The sequence below is a fragment of the Streptomyces sp. NPDC002886 genome, assembly GCF_042888445.1.
GTDB lineage: Bacteria > Actinomycetota > Actinomycetes > Streptomycetales > Streptomycetaceae > Streptomyces.
Genome location: NZ_JBIAPV010000020.1, coordinates 17,840 through 31,410 on the forward strand (window position 1 = coordinate 17,840; position 13,571 = coordinate 31,410).

At 73.0% G+C, this 13,571-nt stretch carries 12 protein-coding genes; 5 read left to right on the forward strand and 7 right to left on the reverse strand.

All coding sequences use genetic code 11. From position 1 onward, the window contains the following. The first annotated feature begins 57 nt into the window (after positions 1-57). Together ACFYYB_RS41485 and ACFYYB_RS41490 are read left to right on the forward strand one after the other, a co-directional pair. Complete coding sequence (locus tag ACFYYB_RS41485; protein ID WP_389443809.1) at positions 58-1,296, forward strand: NAD(P)/FAD-dependent oxidoreductase; 1,239 nt, start codon at positions 58-60, stop codon at positions 1,294-1,296. A gap of 18 nt (positions 1,297-1,314) precedes the next feature. After that, positions 1,315-2,271, forward strand: a complete 957-nt coding sequence (locus ACFYYB_RS41490; RefSeq protein ID WP_389443811.1) for a sigma-70 family RNA polymerase sigma factor — start codon at positions 1,315-1,317, stop codon at positions 2,269-2,271. A gap of 41 nt (positions 2,272-2,312) precedes the next feature. Here ACFYYB_RS41490 and ACFYYB_RS41495 read toward each other — a convergent pair whose 3' ends face one another. Genes ACFYYB_RS41495 through ACFYYB_RS41505 form a run of 3 tightly spaced genes read right to left on the reverse strand, consistent with a single transcriptional unit; the run spans position 2,313 to position 3,740 of the window. Then, on the reverse strand, positions 2,313-2,705 hold the full coding sequence (locus ACFYYB_RS41495) for a hypothetical protein (RefSeq protein WP_389443813.1): 393 nt from the start codon (positions 2,703-2,705) through the stop codon (positions 2,313-2,315). 17 nt (positions 2,706-2,722) lie between these two features. After that, positions 2,723-3,283 (reverse strand): hypothetical protein, encoded by a 561-nt coding sequence (locus ACFYYB_RS41500; RefSeq protein WP_389443815.1) that lies wholly within the window; start codon positions 3,281-3,283, stop codon positions 2,723-2,725. A 34-nt stretch (positions 3,284-3,317) separates the two neighbouring features. Continuing rightward, the gene (locus tag ACFYYB_RS41505; RefSeq protein WP_389443817.1) at positions 3,318-3,740 is read right to left on the reverse strand and encodes an RNase A-like domain-containing protein; all 423 of its coding nucleotides are present in this window, start codon (positions 3,738-3,740) and stop codon (positions 3,318-3,320) included. A gap of 112 nt (positions 3,741-3,852) precedes the next feature. Here ACFYYB_RS41505 and ACFYYB_RS41510 point away from each other — a divergent pair, with 112 nt between their 5' ends. Both ACFYYB_RS41510 and ACFYYB_RS41515 read left to right on the forward strand, forming a co-directional pair. Continuing rightward, the gene (locus ACFYYB_RS41510; protein WP_389443819.1) at positions 3,853-4,635 is read left to right on the forward strand and encodes a TSUP family transporter; all 783 of its coding nucleotides are present in this window, start codon (positions 3,853-3,855) and stop codon (positions 4,633-4,635) included. Between the two features lie 34 nt (positions 4,636-4,669). Then, the gene (locus ACFYYB_RS41515; protein ID WP_389443821.1) at positions 4,670-5,005 is read left to right on the forward strand and encodes a YnfA family protein; all 336 of its coding nucleotides are present in this window, start codon (positions 4,670-4,672) and stop codon (positions 5,003-5,005) included. Positions 5,006-5,044: 39 nt separating this feature from the next. Here the strand turns inward: ACFYYB_RS41515 and ACFYYB_RS41520 are convergent, their stop codons facing one another. Beyond that, positions 5,045-5,875 (reverse strand): alpha/beta fold hydrolase, encoded by an 831-nt coding sequence (locus tag ACFYYB_RS41520; RefSeq protein ID WP_389443823.1) that lies wholly within the window; start codon positions 5,873-5,875, stop codon positions 5,045-5,047. A 160-nt stretch (positions 5,876-6,035) separates the two neighbouring features. Here ACFYYB_RS41520 and ACFYYB_RS41525 point away from each other — a divergent pair, with 160 nt between their 5' ends. After that, positions 6,036-7,823: a serine/threonine-protein kinase gene (locus ACFYYB_RS41525; protein ID WP_389443825.1), complete on the forward strand. Its 1,788-nt coding sequence runs from the start codon at positions 6,036-6,038 to the stop codon at positions 7,821-7,823. Between the two features lie 26 nt (positions 7,824-7,849). On the opposite strand, the gene ACFYYB_RS41530 is transcribed toward ACFYYB_RS41525, so the two are convergent. From ACFYYB_RS41530 to ACFYYB_RS41540, 3 genes are all read right to left on the reverse strand, one after another. Beyond that, positions 7,850-8,032, reverse strand: coding sequence for a hypothetical protein (locus tag ACFYYB_RS41530; protein ID WP_327305514.1), 183 nt, complete (start codon positions 8,030-8,032; stop codon positions 7,850-7,852). Positions 8,033-8,230: 198 nt separating this feature from the next. Continuing rightward, positions 8,231-11,230, reverse strand: a complete 3,000-nt coding sequence (locus ACFYYB_RS41535; protein WP_389443828.1) for an NHLP bacteriocin export ABC transporter permease/ATPase subunit — start codon at positions 11,228-11,230, stop codon at positions 8,231-8,233. After that, a complete protein-coding gene (locus ACFYYB_RS41540) occupies positions 11,227-13,560 on the reverse strand; it encodes an NHLP family bacteriocin export ABC transporter peptidase/permease/ATPase subunit (protein ID WP_389443830.1) in 2,334 nt (777 codons plus the stop codon). Before ACFYYB_RS41540 ends, ACFYYB_RS41535 begins: the two co-directional genes overlap by 4 nt. Between the last annotated feature and the right edge of the window lie 11 nt (positions 13,561-13,571).

The window sequence follows — 13,571 nt, forward strand, 5'->3', positions numbered from 1 at the left end:
TCGGTTCGCTGTCCCGCTCAAGTCACCGAGAGCCCAGCGAACCGACAGGAGCATCACATGAAGCACCGCATCGTCGTCCTCGGCGCCGGCTATGCCGGGACCTACGTGGCCGGGAACCTGGCCCGTCGGCTGTCCCCGGCGGACACCGAGATCACCGTGGTCAACGCCGAGCCGGACTTCGTCGAGCGGCTGCGGCTGCACCAGGTCGCGGCCGGCCAGGAGATCGAGACGCAGAAGCTCGCCGACATCTTCGCGGGCACCGGGATCCGGCTGCGCCTGGCCCGGGTCACCGCCCTCGACCCCGAGCGCCGGGTCGTCACCGTGGCCGACACCGACGGTGGCGCGGACGAGCTCGGCTACGACACGCTCCTCTACGCGCTCGGCAGCCACGGTGACGACCGCGGTGTGCCCGGCGTGGCCGGGCACGCCTTCGACGTCACCACCCGGCCCTCGGCCCTGCGCCTGCGCGAGCGGCTGGACGGCCTGAGCGGGCGGGACGGGGGCGGGAGCGTGCTGGTCGTCGGCGACGGACTGACCGGCATCGAGACCGCCACCGAGATCGCCGAATCCCGGCCCGGCCTGTCGGTGACGCTGGTCGCCCGCGGCGAGCTGGGTGCTCCGCTCTCCGCCGGCGCCCGCAGCCACCTGCGCCAGGCCTGCGACCGGCTGGGCATCACGGTCCTGGAGCACACCAGCGTCGAAGCCGTCGAAGCGACGCGAGTGCTGTGCGCCGACGGCACCGCCCTGGCGTCCGACGCGACCGTGTGGACGGCCGGGTTCGCGGTCGACCCCATCGCCTCCGCCGCCGGGTTGGAGGTCACCGAGAGCGGTCGGATCGTCGTCGACCGCACCATGCGATCGCTCTCGCACCCGAACGTCTACGCCGCCGGCGACAGCGTCTTCACGGTCGGCGAGAACGGCCGGCCGCTGCCGATGTCCTGCGCTTCGGCCGGCTTCACCGGGATGCAGGCCATGAAGGCCATCGTGGGCCGTTTGACCGGCAGCAAGATCGGACACGTCAAGCTGGGCTACCCGGGCAACCACATCAGCCTCGGGCGGCAGGACGGGATCGTGCAGCTGGTCGACCACGAAGCGCAGGCGAAGCCGAAGTACATGGGCGGCCGGAAGGCCGCGCGGATCAAGGCGGGCATTCTCAAGATGTCGCTGTGGACCAACTCGCACCCGACCTTCTGCATGCCCACGCGCAAGCGCCACCTGGCCGCCGCACCCGGCGCATCCACCGAGGACGCGGCCCCGTACGCGCCGGATGCCCCCGCCGGGAAGGCGGTCGCGTAGCCGCCTAGGGTGGCCCGCATGGACAGCATGGGCGTTGATCGCTTCGACACCAGTCGGTTCGAGGCCAGCCGCAACCGGCTGGCCGCGCTGGCGTACCGCCTGCTGGGATCCGCCGCCGATGCCCAAGACGCCGTGCAGGACGCGTACTTGCACTGGCAGGCCGCCGACCGGCAGCTGATCAGGGTGCCGGAAGCCTGGCTGACCAAGGTGGTCACCCACCTGTGCCTCGACCGGCTCCGCTCGGCGCAGGCCCGCCGCGAACACACCGCCGGCGCCTGGTTCCCCGAACCGCTCCTCGACGGCGACCCGATGCTCGGCCCGGCCGAGACCTACGAGCAGCGCGAATCGGTCTCCCTGGCCGTGCTGACCGTCATGGAACGCCTGTCACCCGTCGAGCGGGCCGTCTACATCCTGCGCGAGGCCTTCTCCTACCCGCACACCGAGATCGCCGAGATCCTCGACATCACCGAGTCCGCGAGCCAGCAGCACCTCCACCGCGCCCGGACCAGAGTCACCGCCACGCGCCGGGGCGGCGCCCGCGAGGTCGACCCGGCTTCGGCGCGCAGGATCGTGGAGGAGTTCCTGACCGCCGCCACCTCCGGCCGCACCGAACGGCTGGTGGCGCTGCTCACCGACGACGTGGTCGCGCTCTCCGACGGCGCCGGGCTGGCCGCGAAGCTGCTGCGGTACGACACCCCGCGTCGCGTCGCCTCCTTCCTGCGGGGCGGCTTCACGTCCACGCCCGCGAAGCAGCGGCTCGCGGGCGGCGCGTGCGCCATCCACTACGCGGTCGTCAACGGCGCCCCCGCCCTCCTCTTCGTCCGCGGCGACCAGCTCCTGGGCGCCGTGACCTTCGAGGTCGCCGAGGACAAGATCGCGGCCGTACGCGGCATCGCCGCCCCGGCCCGCCTCCTGCGGCTCGCGGAAGCCTGGCAGCGGCACGAACGGGACGCGGCGCTCATCACCGGGTGGTGACGTGCGCGGGGGATCCGCCCGTCAGATTCCGGACAGCGCGGTCACCAGGTGCCGTACGAGAACGGGTCGGGCGGGCCCACCTCCATGCCGAGTTCGGCTGCCGCCAGGGCGTAGTCCCCTTCGTCGAGGGGGAGGGCGAGCAACTCGCCCAGTTCGCCCACCAGCTGCGCGGTCTCCGGGAAGCGCGCGTGCCACTCCCCGTGCGTCCGCGGGGACGACGGCTGCGGTGCGTCGCCGGTCTCGATGCTCTGCTTCAGGTGGTCGGCCAGAACCGCCAGCCAGTCGCCGATCTCCGACTGGGCCATCCCGGTGGTCGTGCGGACGGCGGAGCCGTGCGGGTTCGACGGTTCGCGGCGCAGCACGACGCGGGCCGCCCGGACGTCGGCGGGCCCGTGCCCGACCAGCAGGTCGGCTTCCAGCTGGACCCTGCCCACGGGCGGGGGGAATCCTGTCAGTAGTCGGAGAAGTTCCAGAACATGCCCACCTCGGTGTCCGAGAGGACGATCAGGCCGTAGTCCTCCGAGTAGACGCTCAGCGGGCTGTACGCCCAGCTCGACTCCGTGAAGTCGAGCGTGCCGCGTACGTGGCCGGGCTTCTGGACGTTGGTGTGATAGCCGGCCTCGTCCCCGTAGCGCGCGAGGACCGTACGTGCCATCACCCGCAACTCCTCCTCGGTCTCCGTGAAGCGCCTGAGGCTGGACAGGGTGCAGCAGTCGTCCGTGAGGGCCAGGAGCAGGGTCTCGGCGCTGTCCCGGTCGATCTCCTGGAGACGCTCCGTGACGTACTCCGGAGGGTGGGCGACGAAGGGGTACGTGGGGTACCCCTCGCGGCGCGGATTCTCTGCCGCGTCGTCGAGACCCGCCCAGCCCCGCGGGTCCGGGACCCGGGCCATCAGCGCGAGGACGTCGAGGACCCAGTCCTCGTGGCGGCGCGGGCCCGTGGCGTCGTACGGGTACGCGTCCTCGAACAGGTGGCGCACCGCGGCTTCCCAGGAGGTCTGGTCGACGGACATGTACTGGCGCCTTTCTCGGAGGGGCACGACACCCCTAGGGCTGGTAGGGCATCGACGTCATGACGGTGAACGGCGGGTTGCGGCTGCTGTCGTACCGGATGCGCGTGTCGACGCCGGTCACATCGGACGCCTTGGCGCCCAGGCCACCCTGTTTGTACCCGGAATCCGGATCGTTCGGGTCCGTCGGCTGCTTGGTCACGCTGCGGCCGCTGGTCTCCCCGTCGGGCACCTTCGCGTAGAACGGCTGGACGGCGCCGTCGGCCGGCGGTGGCGGGCCCTTGATCCATGCCTCGATCTCGGCCTTGTTGTGATTGAGGTTGTACTCGGTCAGGTCCTCCGCCCGCTGGTAGTTCGGGAAGGCGGAGGCCGCGCCCGGATACGGCTTGCCGTACGGCCATGCCGGCGTCGTCCCCTTCGTCTGCTGGTCGCGCAGGCGCTGCGCCACCCCGAGGTGCACGTCGTAGCCTGAGCCGGGAGTCGTGGCCTGAGCGGTGAGTCGTGGCTTGAGCCGCGACCAGCGTCCTCATCGGCGTCTCCCGATACCACCGACCGAGAGGGAGACGACCACCGTGGAGTGGGTGCTCGGCGTCGCCGGAATCACCGCCGGGCTGCTGATCGCGCTGGTGACGGCGCCGGTCGGGGTGTCGGGGGCCGTGTTCCTGCTGCCGGTGCAGCTCAGCGTGTTCGGCGTTCCCAACCCCGCCGTCACCCCGACGAACCTCCTCTACAACGTGGTCGCCGGGCCCGGAGCCCTGCTCCGCTACCACCGCGACGGCGCCCTGGGAGGACCGCTCGTGCGGCGCATGGTGCTCGGCACCCTGCCCGGCGTGGTCGCCGGCGCGGTGATCCGCGTGTTCGCCGTACCGGGACCGGCCGCCTTCCGCCTGCTGGTGGCCGCCCTGATGCTGCCCCTCGGCGTCTGGCTCTGCGCGCGCACCCTGCGCCCCGTACCGGCGGAGGACGGGCCGCCGCCCTCGCCGCGCACCGTGACGGGCCTCGCCCTGGCCGTCGGGGTGGTCGGCGGGATCTACGGAATCGGCGGCGGCTCCATCCTCGGGCCGCTCCTCGTCGGCCGGGGCATGCCGGTCGCCCGGGTCGCGCCCGCGGCCCTCGCCTCGACCTTCGCGACCTCCCTGGTCGGCGCCGCCACGTACGCGCTGCTGTCCCTGACCGGGCGGGCCGACATCGCGCCCCACTGGTACCTGGGGCTGGCCTGCGGCCTGGGCGGACTGATCGGGGGCTACCTCGGCGCCCGCCTCCAGCCCCGGCTGCCGGAGAAGGGGCTGCGCCTCCTCCTCGGCTCGCTGGCCGCCGGGCTCGGCGCCGTGTACGCGGTCGACGCGCTCGTCTGATCCCGGCCTCGCCCCCGCCGTTAGGGTCGGCGGCATGACCGTCGCCCGCTCCATCGCCCTGTTCGTCGTCGCCGCGCTCTTCGAGATCGGCGGCGCCTGGCTGGTCTGGCAGGGCATCCGCGAGCACAAGGGCTGGATCTGGGTCGGCGCCGGCGTCATCGCGCTGGGGCTCTACGGGGTGGTGGCCACCTTCCAGTCCGACGGGAACTTCGGCCGCATCCTCGCCGCCTACGGCGGGATCTTCGTCGCCGGGTCCATCGCCTGGGGCATGGTCGCCGACGGCTACCGTCCCGACCGCTACGACGTCGTCGGCGCCCTGCTCTGCCTCGCCGGCATGGCCGTGATCATGTACGCGCCCCGCAGCCACTGACGGCGCGAACCCCCGCCGGCGGCCCGGTGGAGGCCGCGCTCACGGTGGGGTGAGGAACCCCGTCACGAGGTCGGCGGTCTCCTCCGGATGGGTCAGCAGTCCGCCGTGGGCCGCCCCGCCCACCTCCGCGAACCGCCCGTCGGGCAGTGCGTCGGCAGCGGCACGGCCCGTGTGGGGCGGGAAGTACAGGTCGTGCTCGAACGCCACCACCAGCGCCGGCACCCGGATCCCGGCGAGCGCCGCCATCCGGTCCGGGTCGCGCAGCCACCCCCACGACGCGGCGGCCTGGCCGGCCTCGCCGTCGTGGGAGGTCCACACCGCTTCCTGCCCGCCCAGGAGCTCCCGCCAGACGGCCACCTGCTCCGCGTCATCGCGCAGCACCAGCGGAGGCAGCGTGCTCAGCAGCGTCTGCAGCGCCGCGTAGGCGGGCGGCAGGTGCCCCAGTAGGCCGACCAGCTCCGCCTCCGCCTCCACCACCGCGTCCAGCAGCCCCCGGAGCGGCCCGGCCCCGCCCATCAGCACCAGCGAGCCGACCAGGTCGGGCCGCGTACGGGCGAGGAGTTCGGCGGTGAAGCTGCCCAGCGAGTACCCGACCACGGCGGCGTCCACGAGGCCCAGGTGATCCATCAGCCCCGCGAGGTCACCGGCGAGATCGGCCATCGCGTACGGCGCGGGCGGAGCGTCCGACGGTGCCACGCCCCGGGCGGCGTACGTCACCACTTCGAACCCCGCCGCGACCAACGCACCGCGCAGCCCGCACAGTTCCCACGTCACCGGCGGCATCCCCGTACCGCCCGAGAGGACCACGGGTCGGCCCCGCCCGGTCCGTTCGTACGCGATCCGCACCCCGCCCACGACCACCGACTCCATGGCACCGCCCCCTGATCCGGACCCCGCCTACCCGGGCAGAGTGCCCGTCGGCGCCGACGGAGTCCATGGCCGGGCCGGGACGCGGGGCGCTGCCTTCGCGCCCGGAGGGCCAATCGAACCCCGGTACGATCTCAACTTCTTGATCCAATAGGGGGAATTGATGGCGACCGCCGACCATGCCGTGCTGAGTCCACTGGGGCCGAACGATCCACGGGAGATCGCCGGTTACCGGCTGCTCGCGCGGATCGGTGAAGGCGGCATGGGATCGGTCTACCTCTCCCGGACCCGCGGCAACCAGCCGGTCGCCCTGAAGGTCATCCGCCGCGAGTTCGCCCAAGACCAGGACTTCCGGGCCCGGTTCGAGCACGAGGTCCAGGCGGCCCGCCGGGTGCAGGGGTACCACATCGTGCCGGTCGTGGACCACGACACCAGCGGCGAACAGCCCTGGCTGGCCGGAGCGTACGTACCGGGACTGGCACTGGACGACGCGCTCGCGGCGTACGGACCGCTCCCGATGCCCGCCGTGTTCCACCTGATCGGCTGCACCGCACAGGCCCTGCATTCCGTACACGCCGCATCGGTGATCCACCGCGACCTGAAGCCCAGCAACATCCTGCTGAGTTCGAACGGTCCCTGGGTGATCGACTTCGGCATCGCGCGCGCCACCGACGTCACCCAGCTCACGCGCAGCGGCGGGTTCATCGGGACGCCGCAGTACATGTCGCCCGAGCACGCCCTGGGCCGCCCGGTCACCCCGGCGACCGACATCTTCGCGCTGGGCCTGATCGCCGCGGTCGTGGCCACCGGCCGGCACCCGTACGGTGACGGCGCGGGACTCTCGATCGCGGCCTCGATCGCCAACACCCCCCAGCAGGCGCCGGACTTGAGCGAGTACCCCGATCCGCTACGGCCCCTGCTGGAGCGGTGCCTGACGGCCGATCCCGCCCAGCGACCCGCGCCGGCCGAGCTGGCGGAGTGGTGCCAGCGGGTGGCGGGGCGGCCGCTGCGCGACTTCGGGGGCTGGCTCCCCGCCGAGCTCACGGCGGAGATCGCGCGGCGGGAGCAGCTGGCACAGGTGCCCCCGCAGCCGCAGCCGCAGCCGCAGACCCCGCCGGTCCCCTCGTACCACCCGACCTACGTGCCGACGCAGGCGTCGTCGGGCCCGGCCCCACAGCCGTACACGCCGACGCGGGCGTCGGGCCCGGTGCACGACCCGATGCAGGGCGCACCCCACCCCCGGGCGGCGATGTACGCGGCGCCCACCACCACTGCTCCGGCCCCCGCTCCCACCATCGCGCCCGCCTCCGCGCGGCGCGGTGGCGGCCGCGTTCCCCTGATCGTCGGCGCGGGCATCCTGGCCGTCGCCCTGGCCGCGGGCGGCACCTGGTACCTGACGCGCGCCGAGGACAAGGGAGCGGCCGAGGGCAAGGGCGGGGACAAGGCGGTGGACCAGCCGAACGCGTCGCCCGCGGTGCAGAGCCAGGCTCCGACGTCCGCGGCCCCCTCGGCTCCTGCCGCCCCCGCCTACACGGTGGTGTTCCAGGCCAAGCCGTTGAAGCTCCTGGCTCCCAGGGAGTTCGGCAAGTACAACGACGTCGACCTCGACTTCCCCAAGGTGGCGCCCTTCGGGGAGATGGGAAGCAGCAACCGGGAGCTGCAGATGGGCTTCGACGCCGTCGAGAGCGGAACGCCCTTCGGCAAGAGCAAGGGCCCCACCCCCGAGCAGTGCGCGACCGGCGCCGACACGGACCCGATTCCCGACCGGCTGGACGGGGCTGCCCTGACCGGAGCGGACAGCACCATCGTTCAGGGCGATCTGCTCTGCACGGTCACCTCCAAGGGCAACCTGGCGATGGTGAAGATCGTCGGCATCGAGCCCTCGCCCGACAAGCTGCACGACATCCCGACCTACCGCACCGAAGTGACGCTCTGGAAGCGCCGGTCGTAGCCGTACCGGTCGGGGCGTCGGCCGCGTCAGCCGCGGGTGGCGCGGCGGCCGAAGGCGAACCAGAGGCCCAGCAGCACCCCGCCGCCCACGGCGACGGCGGTGGTGACCGTGCCGGAGGCGAGGCTCGCGGTGACGACGACGGCCAGCGCGTACGCCACGGGCAGCAGCACGTTCAGGTTGGTGGCGGCTGTCTTCGGACCTTGTGACATGGGTGGGTCCCCCTGCTCGATTGGTCGGTCGTACCCGGCCGCGCGTCGTGTGCGCGGCGAGCGGATTGGTCGTGGAGCGCGTAGTTCCGGAAGGATCATCTCACCTGGCAGTGGTTGCCGTGAGCGGTTCGAAGGGGGGCGGGTCGCACCGATGGCCGAGATCCGCCCCTGACTGACCGGTCGTCATATCAAGTCTGCTCAGGGCCGGTTCGCCGCGTCGGCCATCTGCGGGCCCGCCAGCCGGGCGAAGAGTCCGTGCGTGTCCGCCATGAGCTCCTCGTACGTGCCCTGCTGGACGACCCGGCCCCGGTCCATGACCACGATGCGGTCCGCGTCGACCACGGTGGACAGCCGGTGCGCGATGACGATCCGGGTGGCGTTCAGGCGGCGCGTGCTCTCGGCGACCAGTCCCTGCGTGGGATTGTCGAGGGCGCTGGTCGCCTCGTCGAAGAAGACCAGGCGCGGCCGTGCCACCAGGGCGCGGGCGATCATCAGGCGCTGGCGCTGGCCGCCGGAGAGCGTGTTGGTGCCCTCGGAGAGCACGGTGTTCATGCTCATCGGCATGGCCCGGATGTCGTCGGCCAGGCCCGTCATCTCGGCGGCCGCCCAGGCGTCGTCGAGGGTGTGGCCGCCGGAGCCGACGATGTTGGCGAGGATGTCGCCGGCCTGGAGCGAGCCGTTCTGCAGCACCACGCCGCACTGCCGGCGGACCGCCGAGACGTCCAGTTCGGCGAGGTCCTGGCCGTCGTACAGCAGGCTGCCGGACATGGGGGTCTCGAAGCCCAGCAGCAGTCGCAGCAGGGTGGACTTGCCGCTGCCGGAGGCTCCGACGACGGCGATGAACTCGCCCGGCAGCACGGTGAGGCTGACGTCGTCGAGGACGAGCGGGCCGTCCTGGCCGTAGCGGAACGACAGGTGTGAGACGGCGATCCGGCCGGACAGGTCGCCGGGGTCGACCTTGGTGCCGTCGTTCTCCGGCTCCGCTTCGAGGATGGGCTTCAGCCGCTCCAGCATCGGCACGGTGCCCACGGCGGTCACGGCGGAGGCGGTGAACTGCAGGCCCGCCGAGAGCAGCAGGTTGAAGGCTGCGAAGAACGGCAGGAAGGTGGCGAGCGGGACCTCCCCGTGCAGGGGGCCCGCGGTCACCCCGAAGACGACCGCCGAACACACCAGGGGGAAACCGGCGTTGAAGGTGGTCACGCTGTTCTGCACCCGGCGGACGCGGGCGGACAGGCCGTGGCCGCGGGCGGCCAGCCGGGTCCACTCGGCGAAGGCCCGCTCCTCGGCGGCGGCCACCCGTAGCTTCGGCATGGCGGTGAGCATCTGGAAGACCATCGCGGACATCGCCTGCTCGTGCGTGTACTCGCGCCGGGCCCAGCGCAGTTGGAGCCGCCCGGCCGCGGCGGCGAACAGTACGCCGACGGCGGTGAGACCGGCGGCGACCAGGGCCAGGGTCAGGTCGTACCAGAAGACGAGGGCCAGGTTGGCGAGGCCGGTCAGCAGGGCCAGGGTGGCCGTGGTGAGCATCCCGGACAGGAGTTCCTGGGCGGCGGTGACACCGAGCACGGTGGTGCCCAGTTCGCCGGTGGAATAGCGGGTGAAGAACGCGGCCGGCAGGGACAGCAGCCGGTTCCACAGCCCGGCCTGCATGGCGGCGCCGGTGCGGCTCTCCAGCCGTAGGACGGCGAGGTTCTGTACGACGGACAGCGCGGCGGTCACCAGGCCCGAGCCGATGACGACCAGGGACCCCTGCACGATCAGGTTCCGGTCGGCGTCCGCCACGAACTCGCCGAGCACCTTGCCGGTCATGACCGGGATGATCAGGCCGATCAGGGCGACGAATACGCCGGTGAGGGCGAGCCGGGCCAGGTCCCGGCCGTGCCCCAGGGAGGGCGAGAGGCCGAAGCGCAGCAGGCTGGGGACGTCGCGCACGGCCGTGGGCAGCGGCCGGTACAGCACGACGGCGGCGGGGCGCAGCCGGGCGGCCGTACCGGCGTCGAGCAGGGACACCCGGCCCTCGTCGACGAGTACGTAGCCCTGGCCGAGGGGCAGCAGCGCGACGGGCCGGCCCGTGACGTGGTAGCCGAGCACCGGCCCCACGTCGCGGGTCCACCAGCGGTCCTCCAGCCGGATGCCCCGGGTGCGGAAGCCGGAGGCCAGTGCGATGGCCCGCAGGTCTTGGGCGGCGCTGCGGCGGCCCGGGCCGGGGCTCCGGACCGGGGGGCGGACCGAGAAGCCCTGCCGGGAGGCGACCAGCCGGACGGCGGCGAGCATCGGCTCGTCGTCGGCGACGTCGGCGAGCTTCAGGCGCGTGCCGGTGTCGTGCAGCACCGCGTCGAAGGTGCGGACGGCGGACGACAGCACCTTCCCGTCCTGGGCGCGGCGCGCGGCGAGTTCGGCGCGCTCGCGGGCCCGCTGGACGGCGATGCGGTGGTCGACGGTGGTGCGCAGCCGGGCGGAGTGCTCTGTCAGCGCGTGCGTCAGCCGGCCCTCGCGGTAGACGGAGAGGAGGGAGGCGGTGGTGAGGCGGGCGTCTCCGCGGGCCCGGACCCAGTCCTGCTCGGTCAGGATGAGCTCCGCGCCGGGGCCGACGGGCTCCAGTGCGCCGGTCTCCTCTTCCCCCTCCGCGTCGGCGCCCTCGGTGGCCGGGTCGCCCGGGTCGAGGAGGCCGGACTCCACGCGGACGAACTGCACCCCGTCGACGGAGCGGGCCACGTCGCCCTTGCCGAGTTCGGTGCCGTCGGTGGTGCTCAGGGAGGTGAACTGGCGGGGCGCGAGGGCGCCGGGGAGCGCGTCGGCGAGGGCGGTGAGCCCGGAGGTCAGGCCGGCGAGGAGCCGGGCGTGGTCGAGTGCGGCAGGGGGCTCGCCGACCGTCCGGGGCAGTGTGGCCCGGCCCTGGCGGATCTGGTCGAGGAGGGACAGCGGCAGCCGGGTGAGCCGGGCGTCGAGCACGGGCCGGGCGATGACGGTGTGGCGGCTCTCGCCGCCGGTGCCGCACACCACGAGCATGCCGGCCTCGGCGCGGCACAGGAAGTAGCGCCGGCCGTGTTCCCCACCGTCGCCGCCGTCCGCTCCGCGGTCCACGGCGAACAGGTCGGCCGCGCCGGATTCCACGTACAGCAGGGTGGTGGGGTCGTCGAGGCAGAAGGTCCGGGCGGGGGCGGCCGCGGGGGAGCCCGCGGCGGAAGGAGTGCTCACAACGTGTCCTTCTCCTCGGAGCGGCTGGCGTCGAACAGGGCGGCGTAACTGCCCTGGGCGGCGACCAGTTCCTCGTGCGTGCCGCGTTCGGCGATGACGCCCCGGTCGAGCACGATGATCTCGTCGGCGTCGCGTACGGTCGACAGCCGGTGGGCGATGATCAGGCAGGCGCAGCCGCGGCGGCGCAGGTTGTCCATGACGGTGCGCTCGGTCGCCGGGTCGAGCGCGCTGGTGGCCTCGTCGAGGACGAGCAGGGTGGGGCGGGAGGCGAGCGCGCGGGCGAGTTCCAGGCGCTGGCGCTGGCCGCCGCTGAAGTTGCTGCCCTGTTCGCACACCCTGGCGTTGATGCCGCCGGGCCGGGACATGACCTCGTCGAAGACGGCGGCGTCCTGGAGGGCGGCGAGGACGACCTCGTCGGGCACGGTGTCGTCCCACAGGGTCAGGTTGTCGCGGACCGTGCCGGCGAAGAGCGCGATGTCCTGGTCGACGTAGGCCATGGAGGCGGCGAGGACGGTACGGGGGATCTCCTCGCGGGGCTGTCCGCTGATGAGTATCTGTCCCGAGCGCGGCTCGTACAGGCCGGTCACGAGCCGGCCCACGGTGGACTTGCCGCTGCCGGAGCCGCCGACGATCGCGGTGCGGGAGCCGGGGGTGACGGTGAGGCTGAGCGTGGTGACGACGGGGTCGGAGAGCGGGCCGTAGCCGAAGGTGACGTTGTCCAGGGTGAGTTCGCCGTCGAGCCGGTTGGCCGGGAGGTCGTGCCGGTGGGCGGGGACGTCGTCCGGCAGGCCGTCCGGCAGACCGCCCGTTCCGGCCGCCGCGGGCTGGAAGCCCCGGGCCTGCGGGTACTTCTCCACGTCGTGGATGCGCTTGAGGTCGGCGTTCATCTCCTGGAGCCGGCTGCCCAGGTTGGTGAGCTGGGTGACGGGGCGGCTGAGCGCCGCCAGCAGGGTCTGGAAGGTGACCAGGATGCCGACGCTGAGGGTGCCGTCGGCCACCCGCAGGCCGCCGACGAGCAGCATGACGCCGATGTTGACGACGGCCAGCAGGGGCGGCAGGACCGTCAGCATCGCGGTGGTCTGCCCGAGCCGCTGCTGGGCGGTGGTGACCTTGGCGAGGAAGCCGGCCCAGCGGGTGAAGGCGTCGGGCTCGGCGCCGGTCGCCTTGACGGACTCGATGGTGGACAGGGTCGCGAAGGTGGTGCCGATCAGGTTGCCGCGGTCGGCGCGCAGCGCGTCCACGGCGTCCTTGCGGGTGCGCGAGACCAGTTGCAGGACCAGCACGTTGAAGGCGGCGGTGGCCAGGCCCAGCAGGCCGAGCAGGACGTCGTAGCGGACCATCAGGGCGCCGTAGAAGACGACGAGCACGCTGTTGATGGTGGTGGCGGCGACGTCGCGCGAGAGGATCATCGCGACGGTGTCGTTGCTCGCGACGCGTCGGGCGACCTCGGCCGGGCGGCGCTGCAGGAAGAACTCGATGGGCAGCCGCAGCAGATGGCGGAAGAAGCGCGCCGACGCCACCAGTCCGGTACGGATCTCCATGCGCAGCAGGTAGTGCTGCTGCACGGAGGTCAGGACGAAGACCATCACGGCCGTCACGAGCATCGCCAGGACCAGCGGCAGCACGGCCGTGGGCGAGTCGGAGACGAGCACCCGGTCGAGGAAGACCCGCGAGTAGGCGGCGCCGATGATGCCCGGCACCACCAGCAGCAGGCTGGCCAGCAGCACCAGGGGCAGGGCGCGCCCGGACGGCAGGCGGCGGTCCAGGAGGGCGGCGGCGGTGCTGCTGCGGCGGCCGCCGGGCGTGAAGTCGGGGCCGCGTTCGAAGGTGAGGACGATGCCGGTGTACCCGGAGTCGAACTCGGACCACTCCATCAGACGGGGGCCGCTGGCCGGGTCGTTGACGGCGACCTGGGTGCGGCCGAACCGGGTGGTGATGCCCTCGACCACCATGAAGTGCTGGAACGCCCAGAAGATCATGACCGGCCCGACCCGGAGCTTCTCCTCCAGCTGGTGGGTCTCCGCCTGGAAGCCCTTGGCGACGAGCCCGAACGAGCGGGCCGCGGCCAGCACGGAACTCGCGCGGGCGCCGTCCCGGGAGACGCCGCACAGGGCGCGCAGCTCCTCCAGCGGGACGTGCCGTCCGTAGTGGGCGAGGATCATCGACAGACTGGCCGCGCCGCACTCCACCGATTCCATCTGCAGGACGGTGGGCACCCGGTGCGCGCGGCGCCGGGCCCAGCGGCGGCTCCGGGCCGCGGTGCGCTTGGTGCGGCGGGCGTCCCGGCGGGAGGCGGCGGCCACGGGGGGCCGGATCTTCGTGTCGCTCATGGCTGCCGTTT